Below are 20824 nucleotides of genomic sequence, written 5' to 3' on the forward strand. Positions count from 1 at the left end.
TTTTACCGCAAATATGAGACTATCGCCACGAAAATTATAGGTGTTTTCAAACCAATACCTTACTCAATAGCTGGCTTTGAGGTCAAGGCAAACGGATCAGAACCTAAGAGCTTATATTGTCTGCTAGATTCTGATTTTAAAAACTAACGTATTAATTTTTAGAGTATTAATCTTAAATGCCCATCCTAAAAAGAACAGATACCACTGCAATATCACCCCAAAAATGAATATTCTTTTAAGTGTTAATAACATGTTGAATTATAAATACCATTAACAAAAATTGAATATTATTCTATCGATACCGATTTAAAAATGACCTTGATAACCAAAATAAGTGGTCATTTCAGACTGTCCTTGATAACCCATTATCGTACTATTCGCGACTAAGTCTTCATCTAATACATTTTCAACACGAACATACAATTCATGCTGTTCGGAAAAATGATAAGCCGCTGCTATATCCACCTTCCATTGACTATCAATAGCACGATCATTAGTGAATGCCCCTTGATAACCTAGTTCAGATTGATACAAAGCTTGCGCCATAATCGACACATCACCGTAAATAACACCAGAACTTAACGTCAATTGTTGTTCTGGCACCCATGGCAATTGACTATCAGCAGCAAAACAGCCCATTAAGTCATTGCAATCAGCGTTATCGGTTTCGGCTTGAGTAAATTGATATTTTGCTTTAAATGGAATAGAAAAGTGATCGAAGGTCAATCCATACGCTAGGCTAAAGTCCGCTCCCACAACAGAGACATCACTAATATTTTCTTGTAATGAGATCTGCTCGTAATCACATACCATGCCCTGCATACAGTTAAGATGTTGATTATCGTAATCATGCATATAACCGCTGATCGCAATCGAGAAGGTATCTTGCTGATAGCCTAACGCTAATTGATATTGAAGCGCCTTTTGCGCAGTTTGTTCAACGTTTCCAGCAGAAGCTGCAGTCCAAGCCTGCTTGGCTTGTAATGCTGCAGACCATGCTCCAGATTGATAAGCCACTTCTATGGAAGGTGACCATCCATCATCAGAAAAATCAACAGCATTAATGCTAGCATCTGCATCATCAAGCTCGCGGGATACGCTAACGTGCTCATAGCCTAAACCAAGATTAATAGACCATTGACCATAATTTAATTTGGTGTCGACTGCTGATGAATACACCGAAGCATCATCGGTATAAGTAAGTGCATATTCATCATCGGTAGTTGGGGTTAATAATAAATCATTGCCCCACAACCATTCTCGTTGACCTAATCGCATTTCAGCTTTATCAGTATGGTATCGCGCGGTATAAGTCACCTGGTGTTGACCATACATGCTGACGCCTTTTGTCTGTATACCAAAACCCGAAAAATCATTGTTTTGAGTTAACGATCCCAAGTTCATCCCATCTGCGGTAGGGGCAACTTCAAACATGGCAATACCAGACAACAAAGCACCATCAATTTGTATACCATCAACAAAACGCATGTCTTGAGATTGTTGTGAATAGCTTTGGTAGTAAAAATCGGTAGCCATTGTTGAAGTCGAAGACAAAATAACCTTATGGGCTAATACGTAACGTTGACGCTCACCTTCAATACTGTCAGTGCTGGCAGCTGAATATAGTTGAGCCGGATTTAATGCAAAATCAACACTTGTTAACCCCAATGAACCGCGATCAACATCTTGCGATGAATACTGATAACTAAATTCGGTGGTTTGTTGATTACGCGCACCCGGTAAACTCTCGGCAGCAATTTTGAACAGAATATCTTTCTGAGTCGAATCGGCATCTCTCGGGACGCGATAACCTACATCGTCAGATGCTGATTGATAATCAAGTGCCAATAACATGCCATTTTGTTTTGTGGTGCCGCTGACGATGACACCACCATTGATAGCACTATTGTCACTGCCTTCAAGATTAATGTCTGTAGCATATTTATTGGGACTAATTTGCACGGATTGATAATCAAGTTTACCAAAAGCGGCTTGCGAACTTTCAGTCACACTCGTCATGCCAGTAAACGATACTTTTTGTTGCTGCTTTAAATTGGGTTGTAATACTAATTGCGTTCCAGAATACGGTGCAGGAGAGAAGAAAACACCATCTTGTAAAATGGCAACACCGTCAGTGGCACCGGCATGAATGATTGTCACATCCTGGTGTGGTGCTTGAGGCAATATTGTTGCGCCCGTCAACCCTAGCGCTATATCATTTTGACGATAATGAAATAGGCTTACCGATGATTGTTGTAAATCGAGTTGATTATTGATGTTATCAATAGATTCTGTCACTGTTTCTGCAACAGCATTGGTTGAATGGCAAACATAAAGCACTGCAGCCGCAATCACTGACAAGCTAAATGGGTGGTTAGACATATTAATCTCCGTATATCTGTCTGGTCACGCAAAAAAACCGCTTAAAATGAAAAATGTCGTACTAAAATTAGCACATTACAATAACGGTTTCAGTCATATAAAAATAGCGTAGTGATAACATTTACCCAGAATTGGGGTGTTTTATTCACAAAAAAAGCGGCTAAAGCCGCTTTCATCAATATCAGTGAATCTATTAGATTAAAGATTACCTAAAATTTCATCACTCAATTTTAAATCGTCATTTTGATTAACGCTCACACCCGCAGCAATGATCATTCGGGCAATATCTTGTGCTTGTGTTAATGAATGCATTTCATACGTACCACATTGATATTCATTTAATTCAGGAATATCTTTTTGATCAATCACATTCGTTACATCAACCATTGCCGCTAACCAAGCATCAGCTACCTGGCCTTCAGTCGGCTGACCAATTAAACTCATATAAAAACCGGTACGACACCCCATAGGAGAAATATCGATAATCTCTACACCATCACCATTTAAATGCTCACGCATAAAGCCTGCAAATAAATGCTCAAGGGTATGAATACCACGTTCACTGAGGATGTCTTTGTTTGGCGCACAAAAACGCAAATCAAATACCGTAATAGCATCACCGCTTGGGGTGCTCATGTGTTTGGCAACGCGAACTGCAGGTGCATTCATACGAGTATGATCTACGGTAAAACTGTCTAATAAAGGCATTGCTTACTCCCAAAATAAGTAAAATTATTTGACACGATATTATCTAATGTTGAGATAATATCACTATTCAAGTGTTGTCACAGCCAGAGTTTATTGTTGCTGTTGAGCTTCTAATTCTAATCGATTTAATGCATCTTCAGTGTAACTAAAATAACGTTTTACTGACTTCTCGTTAGCCATATATGACTCTAGGACTTTATTAAACAGTGGATCTTTAGCCGCTTCATTATTAAGCACATCATCTCGTGCTTGTTTCAATGCGCGGATCACACTTTGAGGAAAAGGCTTAACCTGCACGGCATGTTCGTTAAGCAATACGTCCATCGCCGTAATATGGCCTTGAGTATAGTCGTCTAACATATCTTGATTTATTGCTTTAGCGGCCACTTTAACAATTATTTTTAAGTCGTCGGGCAAAGCAGAGAAAGCTTGTTTGTTAATTAAAAATTCCATTGTCGAACCAGGTTCATGCCAGCCCGGGTAGTAGTAATATTTAGCCACCTGATATAAACCTAGTGGTAAATCATTATAAGGTCCAACCCATTCTGCAGCATCAATAGCGCCAGTTTGTAAAGCGCCATATAATTCTCTGCCCGTAAGAGCATCGAAAGGAATACCGCCTAATATTTTAAGAACTTCCCCCCCCAAACCAGGCAAACGCATTTTGAGACCTTTAAAGTCCTCTGGTGCGGTAATCTCTTTATTAAACCAGCCCCCCATTTGCATACCAGTATTTCCCCCTGCTAATGGCAATATACCAAAGGGTTGATAGACTTCCTCCCACAATTCCATTCCACCACCATAATTAAGCCATGCATTCATCTGTTGGGCATTTAATCCAAAGGGAATTGATGAAAAAAATTGGGCTGCGGGAGCTTTACCTTTCCAGTAAAATGAGGAGCTATGAGCCATTTCAATACTGCCATTACTGACGCCATCAAACACAGATAATGATGGCATTAGCTCTCCAGCACCATAAACCGTAATGACTAAACGTCCGTTAGACATCCGTTTGACTAATTGAGCGAACCTTTCAGGAGCCATACCTAAGCCAGGCAAATTTTTCGGCCACGAGGTAGCTAAACGCCACTCTATTGCTGGGTAAGGAACGGAAGATTTTTGAGAAAGAGAATTTGTTTGCAAAGGAGTATGGGGTTGACAGCCAAACAATAAGAATAAACCTATTAAACAACAGGTTTTTATCACTTTAACCATAAAAAATCCTTATCATTCTCACTCAGCTAGTCCATGACTGTAACATAATCATAACGAGTGACAAGCACCGCATCACTTCAACAGCCAATAAAAAACCTCACAGAGTTTGCGAGGTTTTTGTACAAATAGATCAATAAGTAATAAACATTAGCCTTTACAGTTAGGCGTTCTAGGCACGTCATCTAATGCTTGCCATTCTGGTTGGCTATAAGCGTTAATGGATAACGCATGTACCCCATTAGCTAGTTCATCTGCGAGTACTTGGTTAACGGCACGATGACGCGCTAATAACCTTTGTTCGCTAAAGAGTTCACTCACCATAACGACTTTAAAATGTGTCTCAGAATTTGGAGGCACATGATGACGATTACTTTCGTTAATCACCTCAAGGTGTAACGGCGAGAAAGCTTGATTCAATTTATCAGTAATGATTTGTTGAATTGACATAGTAATACTCTTGTTAATACATATCTCAGAAATCGCAGAGTACTGGTTTGCTGATTAAAGGTCAAACAAGCAAACCAAAAGTCGCCACTAGAGCACAGAACCGTTCAAGGATAAATGGGCCGTCGCAGAACTAACAAATTTGAATAGTAATCAGGATGATAATAAAGTTAGCGAGAGTAAAAACCAGCAACAATTTGCCTAAAAGTAAAATTAACTCTAGGCTCTGTCACTTTTAAACGTTTTGGCAATCCATGTTGCCAAACTTGCTGCATTCCAGCATGCATAATCAACAAGTCTCCACTGCCTAAAGCAAAATTCACTTTATTATGATTATGTTTATGACGCACAACAAAATCACGCTCTGCGCCTAAAGTGACTGAAGCGATTGCAGAACCACTGACAATTTCAGGCTCATCGTCACTGTGCCATCCCATACAATCATGTCCGTTGGCATAATAATTAACTAATACCGCATTGCTGTCGAAATGATGATCAACACGTAACTTATGCCGTAATCGACTCAACACAGCAGGCCAAGGCAAAGGTGAAATCTGTAATTTAGAAAAGCGATAATCACAGCCGGGATCACCAAACCATGCTTGAGTTCGAGGAATAAGATGTTTCTTGCCATAGACTTCAATTTCAACCCGCTCCAATGGGTAGCTTACGACCTCTTTCATCAGTAGCTGCTGTTGCTTGGCAGATAAAAATTGCTCTATGTGGGTTACTGGCGGTAGCAATGAATCGATTTGGCAATCATCTGCCGTTTTACTACCTGTAGGAACATGTTTTTGGCAAGTAATATCAGCGTCGCCAAAATTAAACCCATGCTGAAATACCGTCAAAACGTCTCCTTTTATTACAAATATGACATCGACTTATGGCAAAGTTTTACCAAGATGAACAACTCATCATTACAATCAATAATAACTAATATCCATGAATACGGAACGGATTTAATCTTAAACAATATTGATACGTAAATACCATCTAATATCAAGCTAAGATCATTAAAACCAATGCCTAATTTTAGCTATTAGTAAACCTGATACCACAATAATGCCCATCAGCAGCAATACCGCAAAGTAGCCAAATTGCCATTGCAGCTCAGGCATGTTGTTAAAGTTCATGCCGTAAATGCCAGCTACTAAGGTTAGTGGTAAAAAAATAGCAGTCACCAGGGTTAACGTCATCATCACGCGATTGGTTTTATGAGCACTCACCGAAATATAACCATTAATCAAACTGTCTACTAAACCTTGATAAAGGCTGGCACGACTTGATAAGCGCTCAAACTGATTATATAAATAACTCAGTTGTTCATAGTCCATTTTAATATGTTGATGGCTATCATCACCAAGTAATTGTTGTAACACCTCTTCATGATAGCTAAACGAACGTTTAGCCTTTTGTAATTTACTGTTATAAGCAATCAACTCTGCCAGTAAATCATCCGTTGACACTTCAAATATTTCATCTTCAATTTCACTTAAACGCTCTTCTAACGCCAGCATCACCGCCAGATAATCAAAAACAATTTGGCGCAGCAATTCATAACACACTTTGCTCATATTATTGCTATCAAGGAAACCTTGTTCAATGATCCGTTGAGCCACTTTGCTAACACTCAGTGACGATTTGACATGCTGAGTCACTAAAAAGCGGTCACTGACGTGTAATAGCAACTGGCTACGTTCGAGCAGAAGATAATCTTCTCGGTCCATAAGTTCATGAGTTAATAAGTATGAATGCGTGTCATATTCTTCAAATTGGGGCGGATGACGTTCACGTTGCGCTTCTTCAAAATCGAGACTATTAATCCCAAATAAAGGATATTGCTGAAAAAAACCTTGGCTATTAGACCCAGTAATATCAACCCATATCAAATGCTGTTGCGGATCATATTGGGCCATAAGCGTGTCATCGCCTTGAGATAACAATTGACCTTGTGGATTAAATAACAATATCTGAATAGTCATGAGTTATCCTTTCAACAATGAATACAATGATGCATAAACGATCTAATGGGCCATCTCAGGATCATCTATAATTTCTAGGTGCTGCTTGATCTGCTTAAAATGACTATTCACCCAAGCGCTGCTGATTGGGCCCCAAGTAGAAATACGATAATAGCCTTCATTATGACGTTGGCCTTGTTGGACAAAATCCACCTCAATACCAATATCAACAAATGCGGCAATCGCATCTTGCAAGGTTCTTCTAGGCATCTTGGTTAATTTTTGTAAGCTTAGTAAGTTGTGTTGTTCTTCATCAAGCAAATGCGCTAAATATAATTTTCGTAGAAATGCTTTTTGCGATTTATTGATCACGTAATTATTCGAAAACATCATCACACCCTATTATCTCTCATCACTGATTAGAAATTACTGTATCTGCAGTCAGTTACGCAAGCACTATTGCTAGCGTTAGCTAATCGCGGCTGAATTAATAGCGGTTTTTATGGCAATAGATTCATTTATTCATCACCCTATATGATTAACACTACCTAAGTAGAGACAATCTCGTTATAGTTTTTAACAATCGATATCATCAGATTTGAAAAGCAAACAGTCATGGATACTCCGCCGCAGTTAAAGAGTACATTAACGTCACAACAATCACATGCTCAGTCAACCTTAAGTGATGCTTCTGCGAAGACATCAGCAGAAGAAACATTGCAGTCTGTTTATCACCACGGTCCGCGTTTGTCTCAAGGTGATTATATTCAACTTGCTGATTTATCATTGAGTAATATTGACCCGAATTACCCTAAGCTATTATTGATAATTAGCAGTGTAGTGGCGATGCTCATCATAACGGCATTAACTGCATTTCTATTACTGACAAAACCGTTTCCCTTAACGATAGCGACTAGCATCATAATACTGGTGATATTTTTAGCGTTCATAATCATTAAACTTATCCATCTTAAAGCCAATAAAATTGCGTATGGATTGTTTAAAAATGAAATAGTATTACGTGAAGGTTTATATTGGGTATCAACAACGGCACTCCCCTATACTCGGCTACAACATGTTAATTTGTCGCAAGGGCCAGCTGAACGCAAATTCAACTTAGTTACCTTAAAATGTTTTAGTGCTGGCAGTGGTTTAGCTGAAATTAATTTACCAGGCCTCAATGCAGATCTAGCAGAACATTTACGCCAACATTTATTGAGCCAAGCAGCTTCAAGTAAGTTATTACCCACTCGCGAACGCGATGTTATTGATCCAATGCCTTCAAACGTTGAAGTCGACAGCTTATCCATTCAACCTCCTCAGCAGGGTAGCCACAATGGATAAGCCACCACTATCACAAGATAATGAACGACTTATTCAACGCACTGCTAGCGTTGCGAATAAGCCCAAGAATGCCAGTTCAAAGGATACTCTAGAGGCGATTAACGAGACTGCTAGTGTGACGACCGATAGCGCAGATATGACGAACAATCACTCTGCTGTAACGAACGAGAGTGGTACTCCAACAAGTGATTTACAACAATGGCAAGCGCTGTCGGCATGGTCTATCGTCAATAATCTTTTTAGTACCTTGAAAAACATCTTTAGTAATGGCTTCGCTATTGTGCCGATTGTTTACACTGGATGGCAGCAAGGTTTTAATATGCAATGGGGAATATTAGCATCTAGTGCTTTATTAATATTGGTCACATTGGCTGCGATAATAGAATGGCATAAATTTCGCTTTCGCCTTAACAACCATCAACTGGAAGTAAAGCGCGGGTTATTTTTCACCAAAAAAGATGAAATCCCCCTAAGTCGAATCCAAAATATACGTTATCAACAACCATTTTATTTTAAGCCATTGTCGCTCGGTACTCTGATAATTGAAACCGCAGGTTCGAAAGATGACGAAGCCCATTTAGCGGCATTGGACACACAACAAGCGCAAACCTTAAAAAATTTATTACTTAATTTAACCCATTCGAATTTAAGCGACCCTGCTTTAAGTCATTCTGATTTACCTCAATCAGACACCACGTTGTCAATAAACACGGATCCGCAGGCCGTCAACCAACAATGCACTGACAATATGCAGCCTATTGTACGAAAAAGTTTATCTGATTTAGTTTTATTTGGTTTTTATCAAAACAATTTTATTTGGTTTGCGGTCATAGCTGGCCCTATCGCAGGTCAGCTTGATTGGGATAAAGTATTTGACTCCCCTGTCGCACAACAGTTCTGGTATTGGGTTCAACAGCAAACTGATCAAAATATCGGCTTGCAAACTATCATGGTCATCGTGGGGTTATTTGCGATTTACAGCTTGTTTTCGTTAATTTCAATTGTGGCTGCCATTTTAAAATATCATCCATATCAGCTCGACAAACATAATGACACCATACAGCGAAGTGGCGGTGTTATTTCGCATCAGCAAGATGCATTGGCCATAAAGCGTATTCAATTAGTTAATTTTCAACAACCCGTTATTGCGCGTTTATTTAACCGCTGGACCTTATACTTTAAACAAGTCAAAGGACATGAAGTTGAACACAAAACTAAACAACACATGTTAATCCCAAGCGTGAAGACCACTGAAATTAAATCCATCCTGGCTCAAATCCCACAGCTCAGTGGCGGCGCAGGCGCATTACCTAATCGTTATACAGCTATCCATATTAATTGGCTGACAAGACGAATCGTTCTGCCACTGTTGCTAGCAAGTGTGCTCACAATCATCGGTTATTTTGGCCAACATAGTCTTGGTTTTTTTCAATTGATTTGGTTTACTGCTGTCATGGTGATATCTGCTATTTACATCCGTTATAAACAATGGGGCTATGTCGTAAAAGATCAGGTTATTTGGCAACATAATGGTTTCTTCGGCCAGCAATGGCAACGAGTCGAATTCGAAAAAATTCAGCATATTAAAATAACGCAAACCAAAGGACAGAGACAGGCTCAATTAGCCTATGTTGAAGTTGGGTTGGCCAGTGGAAATGTGGTATTTCCGTACATTCCCATGTCGGTAGCACAATTAATTATCGCTCGATCACTCAATGTAATAAGTCACGATAATCGTAATTGGATTTAGCATAATGACATTAATAAAAACCACCAACATCATCGCCAAAGATGTTATTGATTTTTGGTTTACTCAAATATCCCCTAAACAATGGTGGATAAAAGATACCGATTTTGATTTACAGATTACACAGCTTTTTGGCACCACTTTAGATGCAGCCATAAAGGGAGAATTACAACACTGGCGGGAAAACACTCAAGGTCGATTAGCCGAAATTATTGTACTTGATCAATTTTCGCGAAACATTTATCGCGATACACCAGCGGCATTTTCCGCTGATAATATCGCATTATCACTAGCACAAGAAGCGGTGGCAATGGGTTGTTTAGCAGTGTTACCGACGCAACAGGCTGCATTTTTAATTATGCCCTATATGCACAGTGAATCGATTGTCATTCATCAACAAGCGTTACCATTATTTGAACAATATGCACCGAACAATCTGCGTAGCCAACAGCAGCACTACGCTATTATTGCTCAATTTCACCGTTTCCCACACCGAAATACAATCTTAGGTCGCGACTCAACAGCGGCCGAAGTCGCATTTTTAACCCAACCCGGTTCGAGCTTTTAAGCAAACAATGACATTGGTTAAGTCACTAGGGCTGTTACAACAGCCAAGATTACTTGACCACTAATACTGGGCATTTAGCTTTATTCGCAACAGCTTCTGCAACATTGGTATTCAAAAAATGTGAAAGTCCACTTCTGCCATGGCTGGCAATAACCACCATTCCAATATCACCACTATTAGCTTCTTCCAGAATTTCGTTAACCGCATCACCACGTCGAATAATCGTTTCAATTTTTAAATTGGTATTAAGTTGCCCCAATAATTTATGCATTTGGCTGGCGGCAGCATCTTCCATGGTTTTTGCCAACTCTTCTGGTGTAATCGTAAGCGCCATGAAATTTTCATCACCAATAGGCTGATCAACTACATTCATGATACGAATATCGACTTGATATAAATTCGCCATTTCAATCGCATATCGTAATGCATGCGATGCCGTATCAGAAAAATCGGTAGGCCATAAAATATTACCTTTTCGCATATTATCCTCCACAGAGATAAGTGTTCACGAGCTATGACATTCATGCCTCAATTAAAGGCACCTAATTCCATATCTTCGATTAAAGTATAGTCAGTAACAAAGACTTGCATAGTGATCAAAATCAAACCTAGTGCGAAAACTTGCCTTAGCTCACAAACTAACATAACATCAGACCGACTAATCAGTCGGTTTGTTGGTTGTGTTTATACTTTTGTTGATTGTATTTATAGTATAGACATCAAATCGACGATATTATTTTTACTGGAGATAGAAAATGAATATGGCCGTTGATAACATTGAAACACAATTACGACAATTACTGACCAATCAACGTACGCGCTTCCAATCTACCCCAGCACCAAATTACCAGTCACGGGTTGATAAATTAACCCAACTAAAACAAGCTTTACTCGATAATCAACAAGCTATTATTGGCGCATTAATTAGCGATTATGGCCACCGTTCTGCAAATGACACCATCATTTCAGATATTATGCCTTGTGTTAATAATATCAATTACACCATCAAACACCTTAAATCATGGATGAAACCCAGCCGTCGTCATGCGGGTTTATTATTATCCCCTTCTAAAGTAATGGTGCAATATCAGCCCTTAGGCGTAATTGGTATTATTGTGCCATGGAACTTCCCTATCATGTTATCAATGGGGCCATTAGTCACTGCCATTGCAGCTGGCAATGGTGCCATGTTAAAAATGTCAGAGTTCACTCCGGCAACTAATGCGGTATTGCGCAAGATGTTAGCAACGATTTTTGACTCAAATGAAGTCGAATTAGTTGAAGGTGAAGCAGATGTCGCCGCAGCATTTTCAGCATTACCGTTTGACCATATTCTGTTTACCGGTTCAACTGTGGTTGGTCGTCATGTGATGCGTGCAGCGGCAAACAATCTGACACCAGTGACATTAGAGCTAGGTGGAAAATCGCCAGCGATTATTGCGCCAGATATGCCAATAGACACCGCCGTTGAACGGCTTATTTTTGGCAAATGCTTAAATGCAGGCCAAATCTGTGTCGCACCTGACTATGTGTTGTGCCCAGCCGACAAGGTCGAAGCATTTATTGGTGCTTATCAACGTCGATTTAATAAAATGTATCCTAATTTCGACACCAACCAAGATTATGGCAATATCATTAATGAGCGTCAGCACCAACGCCTACTCAAGGTGTTGGAAGATGCGAAGACTAAAGGAGCAACTGTCACTTCCGCAATTAATAGCCCAATATCAACAACTCAACGCAAAATAGCCACTCAGTTAGTCACACATACCACTGACGACATGCTCATTATGCAGGATGAAATATTTGGACCTTTATTACCAATTATTAGTTATCAATCGATTGATGAAGCGATAGGTTACATAAACCATCGAGATCGCCCTTTAGCCCTATATATCATGAGTTTTGATGATAAAACTCAGCAAGATATTTTACAGCAAACGCATTCGGGCGGAGTGTGTATTAATGACACTGTGTTTCATGTTGCTGCCGATGACGCACCGTTTGGTGGTATTGGTCCATCTGGCATGGGCCACTATCACGGCAAAGAAGGCTTTCTAACCTTTAGTCACGCTAAAACCATATTAAATAGTGGTAAAATTAATACTGGCGTGTTGGTCCATCCACCTTATGGCGGCTTGATCCAGCGACTACTAATGAAGTTTTTCCTGCGCTAACAACGCTAAATTGTCGCAACAGTAAGTATGACGTTAATTAGTGATACTTACTGAGCCGATTTCGAAATTAAACAGTCAGCATTCAAACGAATTTGATAAATAAACTGTAGATAAACCGCACCAACATACACAGGTATTTTGACTCAATGAGCAGTACACCCATTGTCAGAACGGACAAAAAACAAGCGATTTTAGATTCAGCATTACAGCTGTTTGTTAATAAAGGCTTTAACGCCACTTCAACCGCATCAATAGCCAAAGCGGCTGGCGTAGCTACAGGTACCTTGTTCCATCATTTCCCGACAAAAAAAGATATCATGAGTCAACTATTTTTATCCATTAAACAGGAGTTTGCCACCAACATGGTTAGTAATACTCAATTTAGTGGTGATATCGAACAAGATGCCAATACGTTATGGCAAAAAGCCATCGATTGGGCTATTGCACAACCATTAAAACAGTTATTTTTTCTCCAGTATTCGATGTCAGCGGACATTGATGCCGACGTAAGAAAACAAGCAATGAACAGCATTTTAGGATTTGTAGTCGAATTGATTAATCGAGGTAAACAGCAGCAAATTATTGCTGACTTCCCCAATGCATTATTGCTCGAAAACTGCCATGGTCAGTACTTAGCAGCCATTCGTTTTTTTACCGATAATCCACATTTAGGTGACGATGAGATACACAGAAGCGCTAGCTTTAAACTATTTTGGCAAGCGATGAAAGCCTAGTTTTATACTGATAAATTATTCATCCAAACTAAAATCCGTTAAATCAACATCGCTACTATCTGAAATTGGCTGCGCATCAAAATCTAATTGAGGCATGTGCGATGTTTGCTGGGTTTGTTGTTCCTGTTGCTTGGCTTTATGGATAGCATATTGACGACGTCGTTTACGCTGTAAACACAAACGGATTACGTCCTGTTTTCGCAACTCGCTGTAACTCATCCAGTTAAAACGTTCATCACGGCTTCGAAGACAACCCACACAATAGCCGCGACTGTCAGACTGACAAACGCCGATGCATGGACTGGGCACCGCAAAAAAACTTAACTGTTCCATCATTAGAGTCTTTAACCTTAGTATTGAATTTAGTACTTACCATCTAAATATACTATATAGTCATTAATAGCTTGGATTGATAACTGCCATTCGCTTTATTAGCCAAAGTCACCACCAAACACCGTTAGGTTAAGGTTATACTAATTGAGTTAATTTTGTACATTATTGCGAGTTAATAGGAGGTTTCATGAGTACATTAAGACATTCGGGTCAGTCGTTTTCACGAACTATCGCGTGGTGCAAGCACATTTTTATACTCTTCGCCTTAGTGTTACTAACTTCTTGTGCTACAAAACCTAAACAAGATTATGATGTTAATTACGACTTCTCGGTACTGAAAACATTCAGTCAACTCAGCGTAGAACACACTGATGATCCTTTAACTGCTGACCGAATTAATGATGGCATTAAACAAGCCTTAGTGAATCAAGGTTATGTATTTAAAGCCGACAATGCTGACTTTTTTGTTAACTATGCTTTCGTGACAGAAAACAAAGAAAAAGATTCAGGATTATCCATTGGCTTAGGCTCCGGCACTTGGGGATCTAATGGTGGAATTAGCCTTGGCACAAGTATAGGTATCCCATTAGGCAGTGACACCGCAAAAACGCAAACTATTCAAATTGATATTATCGACCCAGCTGACAAACGCTTGATTTGGCGCGGTAATGGTCAGTATCACTTTGATCAAGGTGGTGAAGATAAAGCAAAAGATATTAACAAGACTGTTGCGACTATTTTGGCGCAATTCCCGCCAAAAAAGTAAGATGAAAATAGATAAAATGCAGTTTTATGGTTATAAAACTGCAATTATTTCAAACAGAGAATCCCACCTGATGAACTCACTAAACACAAATATCTGTTTAGCAATTAACGTCTACACGTTAAACTGCGCGTCACATTACTTTATTGATCTGTTGAAATGACGACTGAAACTTACAATCAAGCTTTATTAACCCTTGCGCTGGCAGGAATAGAGGCCATAAACACCTCTGCATCGCAGCACAAAGCCGTCAGAACTGCTGCACAAGAAAGCCATTTTTTATGTAACTGGATGGTTGAGTCATTAAAAACAAAACGGTTTTCTAAACTCGTCGCTGATGACTTGTCTGCTTGGATCCGCCAAGCGCGTAGTCAGGGTGCTGGGGCACAACTGACACGTTTATTAACCTGCATTGCCGATCAATATCAGCAAGCTAACAACAGTGTTATCGCTACAGGCACCGGACTAAAAAACCTATTGGCAGAGCTGTCCACACAACAATGGCTGGTAATCACCGATACCGATCTTGACAGTAAGCTTAAGCTCGACAGTGATGGCCAATCCAGTTTAATTATTTCTGCAAAAGAATTTAATCAGCATATTGTTGAAGATAATATTGTCAAAACAATTTCGATGTATATCCGTGGTGATGAAAAAATTGTGGCTAAGTTAGCTCTGCAGCAAGGTCTATTATTAAGCCAAGGTAATAAGAAAACATCACTTATTAAACATCATAAAACTTACACTTTAACCCCAAGAAATAATCATCCAAGTTTGTGTTTATTATGTCTTGAGCAATATTAAATCTAACGGACTTATTATTTGAATCTAAGTATTGATATAGCTTGATATTGACCATTTACAAGAAGGGATACTATGAGAAAATACTACAGAATATACCTCTTATATTGGTTGATAACGTGTTGCTTTACGGTAAACGCTCAAACCATTTTAAAATATAATGTTAACGCGTCAAATGGCTGGATACCTTATTTTATCTCTAACTCGCCGGATAATCCGGGTATTATTGGTGAGTTAGTTCCCTTGATATTATCCCAAGCAAATATCAGCATCGAAAACCATAACTTCCCCCCAAAAAGAACCAACTATGCTCTTGAAAATGGCTTACTCGACTTTGATATTGTCAGTCCTAGCTGGTTTGAAAATCAAGATCTGGGTGATGATTTTACGCAATCGATACCAATATTAACCATCCAAGAAAACATTATCACCTTGGATAAGAATGCTCATAAATGGCAAGATATTAACCAAATTAAAGATAAGAGGATTGGTACCATTCGGGGTTATCTTTACCATAATGATACTAACTTTATACGAGTGGATTTTGCATCTGAACGAGAGTTAATAAAAGCATTACATAGAGAGCGAGTTAGTGCTGCTATTTCAGGTGACTTACCTGCATTATATTGGGCCAAACAATTAAATATCCCCATCACACTGGCTGCCATTCATTCAAAGGGCGAATTAGTACTACGCCTTCGCAAACAACATGCCATATTATTACCGCAAATCAATGCGGCAATAATACAACTGCAACAAAATGGCGCCGTCAACAAAATGATTAATAAATACACAAAAAAAAGAAGTATTTAATCAACTATAACGAATTAACTAGAGTTTAAAACGGATTAACACTGTAACCTTCATTCGCCAATATTGCATGTGCTGTTAATGCCGATAATGCCATGTCTACGCCAGGCAGTAAATCGTCTGGTGTAATGCCATAATATGCAGCGGTCTGGCCACACACATAAAACTTAACGCCTTGTTTAACCAATTGTGCTATTAAGTCAGTATTTACATTTTTTTGCCCTGCATTAATCGGCTGATAAAAACTATCCTTAGTCATATCATTAGCGGCTTTACCATGCACAACCATGGCGAGTGAAATGTCTTCAAGCTTAACCCCTGCGGCCACATGCATATTAATAAAGCGCGCTAACGTATTAATACTTCGGTTTAATTCTGCTGGTTTGGATGCGTTACTTAAATCAAAAGCGACTTTAAACTTCATATCTGCTGGTATGACTAAACTGCTATTTACTTCAGCCACTTTGCCATAATCTTTAATTACAGGGCCTGATTTAAATGCTTCGACACCAGCCATTGCCATAAATGATGAACACGTAATTAACGTAACCAGTGTTGATGTAACAACACCTTTACTCATTGAATGTAAACTGACTTTCATTATGTTGATCTTCCTAATCTCTATTTTTACAACTACTCTAGCATAGATTAACGCTTAGGTTTTAGGCTGTTTCTGAGTATAATTGCGACTTCAATTATGTGAAGACTGAATGATATGCCAATCCGCCTAATTACCACTACAGACTGGCCCGCTATTATGGCGATCCAAGCGCAATGTTATGTCGAACTCACGCCGGAATCGCTAAGTGTCATGCAAAGTAAATGGCAAACTTCACCCTCAAGTTGCTGGGTATTTGAGCATAACAATCAAATGTTAGCCTACGCGCTTGTTCACCCTTGGCGGCAAGGTGATGCCCCGTCATTGGATACCGAAATCAATGGACAGATTAATGCTGATAGCTGGTATTTACACGACATGGCCATCTCACCCAGCGCTCAAGGCATGGGCATTGGTAAAAAGCTGTTTAATTATATCGTTAAACAGGCAAAAACATTGGCCGTTAATGGTATTGGATTAGTCGCAGTGCAAGGTGCACATACTTACTGGCAGAAACAAGGATTCAAACCAGACAGCACTTCAGTAAAACTGACTAAGTCACTAGACAGTTATCCCGCTGGTGCATGTTACCTGTATTTATCTTTATCATAAGGTCTATCTAATGCGCCCATCAGTCATCACCATCGGTTTGTTGTGTATTAGACTTTTGCTTGGTATGGCCATTTAAAGACCTTAAACGGTAAGTCATGGATTATCGATGCTTTAGTGAGCTGGAGGATTGCCTTATTCGAATATTTATTGCAAGTTCCTGCAAATCGTCTTGGTTATACCGCGATGAACGTGGGACAATTAAAGATTCTGTAAGAGGTCATCAGCTTATGTGTATTTGTCCCTTTTGCCGTTTGGTATCTCAAAGAGCCCTTAAAGCCTGACTATTTATGGGCAGGGTTATGCCTTTAGATGCCGTATTCTTTATATTTAAAAGTGAATTACATTAATTTCAGGAGTTATCCATGGCACGCCAAGTGATTTATACCTTTAAAGGCCAAAGCAAAACTATCGCCTTTAGCTATGACATACATCGTGATCTTTATGAAGCAGCAGCTGAAGCTGAAGGTATTGATTTAAAAAACTTTTTGGCCATGGAACAACAAGTTGCCTTAACCTCAAAAAAAGGTGCCAAAGCTGAAAAAGAATTTCGTAAAACCGAGTTCGCACGTTTTGGTTTTACGAGTATCAAATTTGTTCGTGAAGATGACGAAGTTTAGCCATTTGGCTTATTGTAAGGATCCGCTATGTTTAATTCAGACCATGCTAATTTCCCTCGGGCGAGCTTCTTTCGCCGTTTAGGTGCAATGATGTACGACTCAGTACTTGCTGTTGCGGTTTTCATGTTTGCCGGTGCGTTAGGTTTTGGTATTTTTTTCGGGCTGCACAGTAGCGGACTTATCGCAATGAATGGCCATGAAGATGTATCAGACTTACTTAATAACACACCGATTTACCATGGCCTTTATCAACTCTGGATAGCCATTTGTGTCGGCGGGTTTTATGCTCTGTTTTGGAGTAAAGGCGGGCAAACATTAGGCATGCGGGCTTGGCGACTCAAAGTTCAACACCCTAATGGCCAAAATCTAAGTTTTATTACCGCATGTGCTCGGGTAGTTTGGTCTTTATTAGGTATTGGCAATCTGTGGATTCTCATCAATGATGACAAATTAGCATTACAAGACATGATGACTCGTTCTGAAGTTGTGGTGTTGTCAGTAGAAGCTAACCAAATGCGTAACTGGCATGGTGCATAGCTAACCTAATACAGCACTTAGTTAAGTATTAAGTAACAAAAATGGCAACCAACAGGTTGCCATTTTTTTATTCTATTTCACACACTCTATTTATACATAAACTGTTGATAAAAAATTGTTGATTATTTACGAATATAATACAAAGCTAATCCCGTGAACAATATGCTCGGCGCTATAGCCCCTACTGCGGCGGGTAATTCATACACTATGCTCATAGGACCAAATATCTGGTTACTGATATAAAAGCTAAATCCAGCCACTACACCCAGCAACACACGAGCCCCCATAGTAACAGTTCGTAATGGGCCAAATACAAATGACAATGCCACTAACATCATTACAGCCACGGTCACGGGTTGCATAATTTTGCGCCATAACGCTAACTCATAACGACTTGGGTCTTGTTGATTAACTTCTAAATAATCCAAATAATCAATGAGTCCACTTATAGAAAGCGCCTCAGGTTTTACCGACACTACGCTTAACTTATCAGGCGTTAATGAGGACTGCCATACATCAGTATCAAGATGCTCACGAATAACACGATCACCTTTTACAGTAGTATTTTCAACAGTGGTTAATTGCCAAGCATTATCAGTGAATGCCGCTGTTTTAGCATGTGTCACTCTGGTTAGTTCTTGCTGATCACTAAACTCATACAAGCTAATATTATTCAAAGTGTTAATATCTAATACTTCACCAATATTAACAAATAAGTCACCATCTTTAGCCCAAATACCACGATGAGACTTTATTAAACTGCCACCCGATATTTTAGTTGCCTGCAGTTCTTTAGCACTTTTTTCAGCAATAGGTGCGCCCCACTCACCCAGCGCCATCACTAAAATCATCAAAGGTATTGCCGTTTTCATCGCAGATTGAGTTATTTGTAAGCGTGACATACCAGAGGCTTGCATCACGACTAATTCTGAATTTGATGCCAACATGCCCATACCAATTAATGCTCCAAGCAATACCGCCATTGGGAAAAACATTTCAATATCTCGAGGCACTAAAAACAGAACATAAATCGCCGCATCCATCATGGTATAAGCACCACGACCAACAACGCGTAATTGGTCTACCCACTTAATAATCCCAGATAATCCTGTCAAAATAAGTAAACATAAACTTGATGTGCCGATAATCATGCGGGCGATATAAAGATCTAATATTCTCATGCAGTCACCTGCTTGCGTTTAAATAAATTTAGGAATTTCATCCCTGTAGGGCGTTCTTTAATTAACAACAACAGCCCTAACATCAACGCAAACCCGTGGATCCACCACATGCCTAAAAACTGTGGTATCACCTCATCTTGCAACGCTTTTTTACCTGCAACCATTAATCCGAAATACCCTAAGTACAGCAAAATTGCTGGAAACATCTTAGCAAACTTACCCTGACGTACATTCACTCGCGCTAATGGCACAGCAATCAAAGTGAGCAATGGAATTGAAATAGGAATGGCCAGTCTCCATTGAAATTCTGCTGCTGCTTCTGGGCCTGGAGTATCTAACAACTCATCAAAGGGTAATGCCGATAATTTACGTCGACGCTCATCCACTTCCTGTTCTTTGATTTCCATTTTATAGCCACCAAACGCTATCACCTGCAACTCAAGTGACCTAGGGCTACCTTGATAACGGAAGCCATTTTCAAGTTGTAACTGTTGGCTACCAATATTATCTTCAATCACTCGACCTTTATTGGCGACAACAATATTTGTTAGACCATTTTCGTCTTCTGGATCGGGAAGCTGTGCAACAAAAACCTTATCTAATGTATTGTCTTTATTTATTTTTTCGACAAATAATACCGCTCGACCATTAGGGCTTTCTTGAAAACGCCCCTGAGTTAATGCCGCTAGACCAGCTTCTGATTGCGCTTTTTCTAAGACTTGATTTTGGCGTTCTTCAGCCCAAGGTCCTACATAAATCGATAAATATGCGGTAAACAACAAATTAGCAAAAGCCACCAATAAGGTGACTCGGGTGACATACCATTCACTCACGCCTACACTGTGTAATACCACCATTTCATTTTCGGCATACATTCGACCGTGAGCAAGCAATATCCCTAAAAAGAAACTTAACGGTAATACTAATACGGTTAATTGAGGTAAATTTAACCCTAATAATGTCATCACTAATGAAGCGGGAAATTCACCGTCCGATGCGTCAGCTAACACTCGCACAAATTGTTGGCTGATAAAAATAGTTAACAACACTAAAAGTACCGCGAATTGTGCTTTTAAAACTTCACGAATAAGATATCTAAATACAATCACAAGTAGGATCCGGTGGCTAAACTTATCTTTTTACTGGTATCAGAGCAACTTTCATGTAAACTGTCTACTTTCAACAGTTTTGCTAGTTTTCTGACCAGCGCGGAAGGTGCTTTGGGGTCATGGTTAACATCTATTTTGGCTGTCAATTTACGCCTCTTTTTCGTTAATATCCCCAAATACTGA

The 20824-nt window shown here is 39.4% G+C and carries 23 protein-coding genes and 1 pseudogene; 12 read left to right on the top strand and 12 right to left on the bottom strand.

The genetic code is table 11. The features are described from left to right. Nucleotides 1–306: 306 nt before the first annotated feature. The 7 genes from FH971_RS15300 to FH971_RS15330 form a co-directional block, all read right to left on the bottom strand. Nucleotides 307–2382, bottom strand: a complete 2076-nt coding sequence (locus tag FH971_RS15300; protein ID WP_140234895.1) for a TonB-dependent receptor — start codon at nt 2380–2382, stop codon at nt 307–309. A 198-nt stretch (nt 2383–2580) separates the two neighbouring features. After that, nucleotides 2581–3090, bottom strand: a complete 510-nt coding sequence (gene luxS, locus FH971_RS15305; RefSeq protein ID WP_137226182.1) for an S-ribosylhomocysteine lyase — start codon at nt 3088–3090, stop codon at nt 2581–2583. Between the two features lie 90 nt (nt 3091–3180). Further along, nucleotides 3181–4305, bottom strand: coding sequence for a TRAP transporter substrate-binding protein (locus tag FH971_RS15310; RefSeq protein ID WP_140234896.1), 1125 nt, complete (start codon nt 4303–4305; stop codon nt 3181–3183). A 147-nt stretch (nt 4306–4452) separates the two neighbouring features. Beyond that, entirely contained in the window at nt 4453–4752 is a 300-nt protein-coding gene (locus tag FH971_RS15315; protein WP_137226177.1) for a BolA family protein, read from the bottom strand. Nucleotides 4753–4919: 167 nt separating this feature from the next. Beyond that, nucleotides 4920–5597, bottom strand: a complete 678-nt coding sequence (locus FH971_RS15320; protein WP_240778329.1) for an alpha-ketoglutarate-dependent dioxygenase AlkB family protein — start codon at nt 5595–5597, stop codon at nt 4920–4922. Nucleotides 5598–5762: 165 nt separating this feature from the next. Continuing rightward, nucleotides 5763–6731, bottom strand: a complete 969-nt coding sequence (locus FH971_RS15325) for a magnesium transporter CorA family protein (protein WP_140234897.1) — start codon at nt 6729–6731, stop codon at nt 5763–5765. A 42-nt stretch (nt 6732–6773) separates the two neighbouring features. Continuing rightward, on the bottom strand, nt 6774–7100 hold the full coding sequence (locus FH971_RS15330; RefSeq protein ID WP_137227425.1) for a winged helix-turn-helix domain-containing protein: 327 nt from the start codon (nt 7098–7100) through the stop codon (nt 6774–6776). 225 nt (nt 7101–7325) lie between these two features. Between FH971_RS15330 and FH971_RS15335 the strand changes: the two genes are divergently transcribed. Genes FH971_RS15335 through FH971_RS15345 form a run of 3 tightly spaced genes read left to right on the top strand, consistent with a single transcriptional unit; the run spans nt 7326 to nt 10369 of the window. Beyond that, nucleotides 7326–8054, top strand: coding sequence for a PH domain-containing protein (locus FH971_RS15335; protein WP_140234898.1), 729 nt, complete (start codon nt 7326–7328; stop codon nt 8052–8054). Next, a complete protein-coding gene (locus tag FH971_RS15340) occupies nt 8047–9804 on the top strand; it encodes a PH domain-containing protein (RefSeq protein ID WP_167496037.1) in 1758 nt (585 codons plus the stop codon). The genes FH971_RS15335 and FH971_RS15340 overlap by 8 nt, the downstream gene beginning before the upstream one ends. Before the next feature lie 4 nt (nt 9805–9808). Then, on the top strand, nt 9809–10369 hold the full coding sequence (locus FH971_RS15345) for a DUF924 family protein (protein WP_140234900.1): 561 nt from the start codon (nt 9809–9811) through the stop codon (nt 10367–10369). Nucleotides 10370–10418: 49 nt separating this feature from the next. Here the strand turns inward: FH971_RS15345 and FH971_RS15350 are convergent, their stop codons facing one another. After that, nucleotides 10419–10850: a universal stress protein gene (locus FH971_RS15350; protein ID WP_137226165.1), complete on the bottom strand. Its 432-nt coding sequence runs from the start codon at nt 10848–10850 to the stop codon at nt 10419–10421. Between the two features lie 274 nt (nt 10851–11124). Between FH971_RS15350 and FH971_RS15355 the strand changes: the two genes are divergently transcribed. Beyond that, a complete protein-coding gene (locus FH971_RS15355; protein ID WP_140234901.1) occupies nt 11125–12546 on the top strand; it encodes a coniferyl aldehyde dehydrogenase in 1422 nt (473 codons plus the stop codon). A gap of 146 nt (nt 12547–12692) precedes the next feature. Then, nucleotides 12693–13280, top strand: coding sequence for a TetR/AcrR family transcriptional regulator (locus FH971_RS15360; RefSeq protein WP_140234902.1), 588 nt, complete (start codon nt 12693–12695; stop codon nt 13278–13280). A 15-nt stretch (nt 13281–13295) separates the two neighbouring features. Here the strand turns inward: FH971_RS15360 and FH971_RS15365 are convergent, their stop codons facing one another. Further along, complete coding sequence (locus FH971_RS15365; protein ID WP_167496110.1) at nt 13296–13613, bottom strand: DUF1289 domain-containing protein; 318 nt, start codon at nt 13611–13613, stop codon at nt 13296–13298. A 187-nt stretch (nt 13614–13800) separates the two neighbouring features. On the opposite strand from FH971_RS15365, the gene FH971_RS15370 reads away from it, so the two are divergent. The 3 genes from FH971_RS15370 (at nt 13801) to FH971_RS15380 (ending at nt 15990) form a co-directional block, all read left to right on the top strand. Beyond that, on the top strand, nt 13801–14379 hold the full coding sequence (locus FH971_RS15370; protein ID WP_140234904.1) for a DUF4136 domain-containing protein: 579 nt from the start codon (nt 13801–13803) through the stop codon (nt 14377–14379). A 156-nt stretch (nt 14380–14535) separates the two neighbouring features. Continuing rightward, nucleotides 14536–15180, top strand: coding sequence for a DUF2913 family protein (locus FH971_RS15375; protein ID WP_140234905.1), 645 nt, complete (start codon nt 14536–14538; stop codon nt 15178–15180). Nucleotides 15181–15252: 72 nt separating this feature from the next. Beyond that, a complete protein-coding gene (locus tag FH971_RS15380; RefSeq protein ID WP_140234906.1) occupies nt 15253–15990 on the top strand; it encodes a substrate-binding periplasmic protein in 738 nt (245 codons plus the stop codon). Between the two features lie 25 nt (nt 15991–16015). Here the strand turns inward: FH971_RS15380 and FH971_RS15385 are convergent, their stop codons facing one another. Continuing rightward, on the bottom strand, nt 16016–16588 hold the full coding sequence (locus FH971_RS15385) for a DsrE family protein (protein WP_137226153.1): 573 nt from the start codon (nt 16586–16588) through the stop codon (nt 16016–16018). A 114-nt stretch (nt 16589–16702) separates the two neighbouring features. Here FH971_RS15385 and FH971_RS15390 point away from each other — a divergent pair, with 114 nt between their 5' ends. From FH971_RS15390 to FH971_RS15405, 4 genes and pseudogenes are all read left to right on the top strand, one after another. Beyond that, nucleotides 16703–17197 (top strand): GNAT family N-acetyltransferase, encoded by a 495-nt coding sequence (locus FH971_RS15390; protein ID WP_137226151.1) that lies wholly within the window; start codon nt 16703–16705, stop codon nt 17195–17197. 10 nt (nt 17198–17207) lie between these two features. After that, nucleotides 17208–17544: pseudogene (locus FH971_RS15395) on the top strand (DMT family protein). 15 nt (nt 17545–17559) lie between these two features. Beyond that, nucleotides 17560–17814, top strand: coding sequence for a DUF2960 domain-containing protein (locus FH971_RS15400; protein ID WP_137226149.1), 255 nt, complete (start codon nt 17560–17562; stop codon nt 17812–17814). A gap of 27 nt (nt 17815–17841) precedes the next feature. After that, complete coding sequence (locus tag FH971_RS15405) at nt 17842–18351, top strand: RDD family protein (protein WP_140234907.1); 510 nt, start codon at nt 17842–17844, stop codon at nt 18349–18351. Between the two features lie 122 nt (nt 18352–18473). Here the strand turns inward: FH971_RS15405 and lptG are convergent, their stop codons facing one another. Beyond that, nucleotides 18474–19532: an LPS export ABC transporter permease LptG gene (gene lptG / locus FH971_RS15410; protein WP_140234908.1), complete on the bottom strand. Its 1059-nt coding sequence runs from the start codon at nt 19530–19532 to the stop codon at nt 18474–18476. Further along, nucleotides 19529–20641, bottom strand: a complete 1113-nt coding sequence (gene lptF, locus FH971_RS15415; protein WP_137226145.1) for an LPS export ABC transporter permease LptF — start codon at nt 20639–20641, stop codon at nt 19529–19531. The genes lptG and lptF overlap by 4 nt, the downstream gene beginning before the upstream one ends. Nucleotides 20642–20824: the final 183 nt, after the last annotated feature.

Origin of the sequence: Shewanella polaris (assembly GCF_006385555.1) — a bacterium.
GTDB lineage: Bacteria > Pseudomonadota > Gammaproteobacteria > Enterobacterales > Shewanellaceae > Shewanella > Shewanella polaris.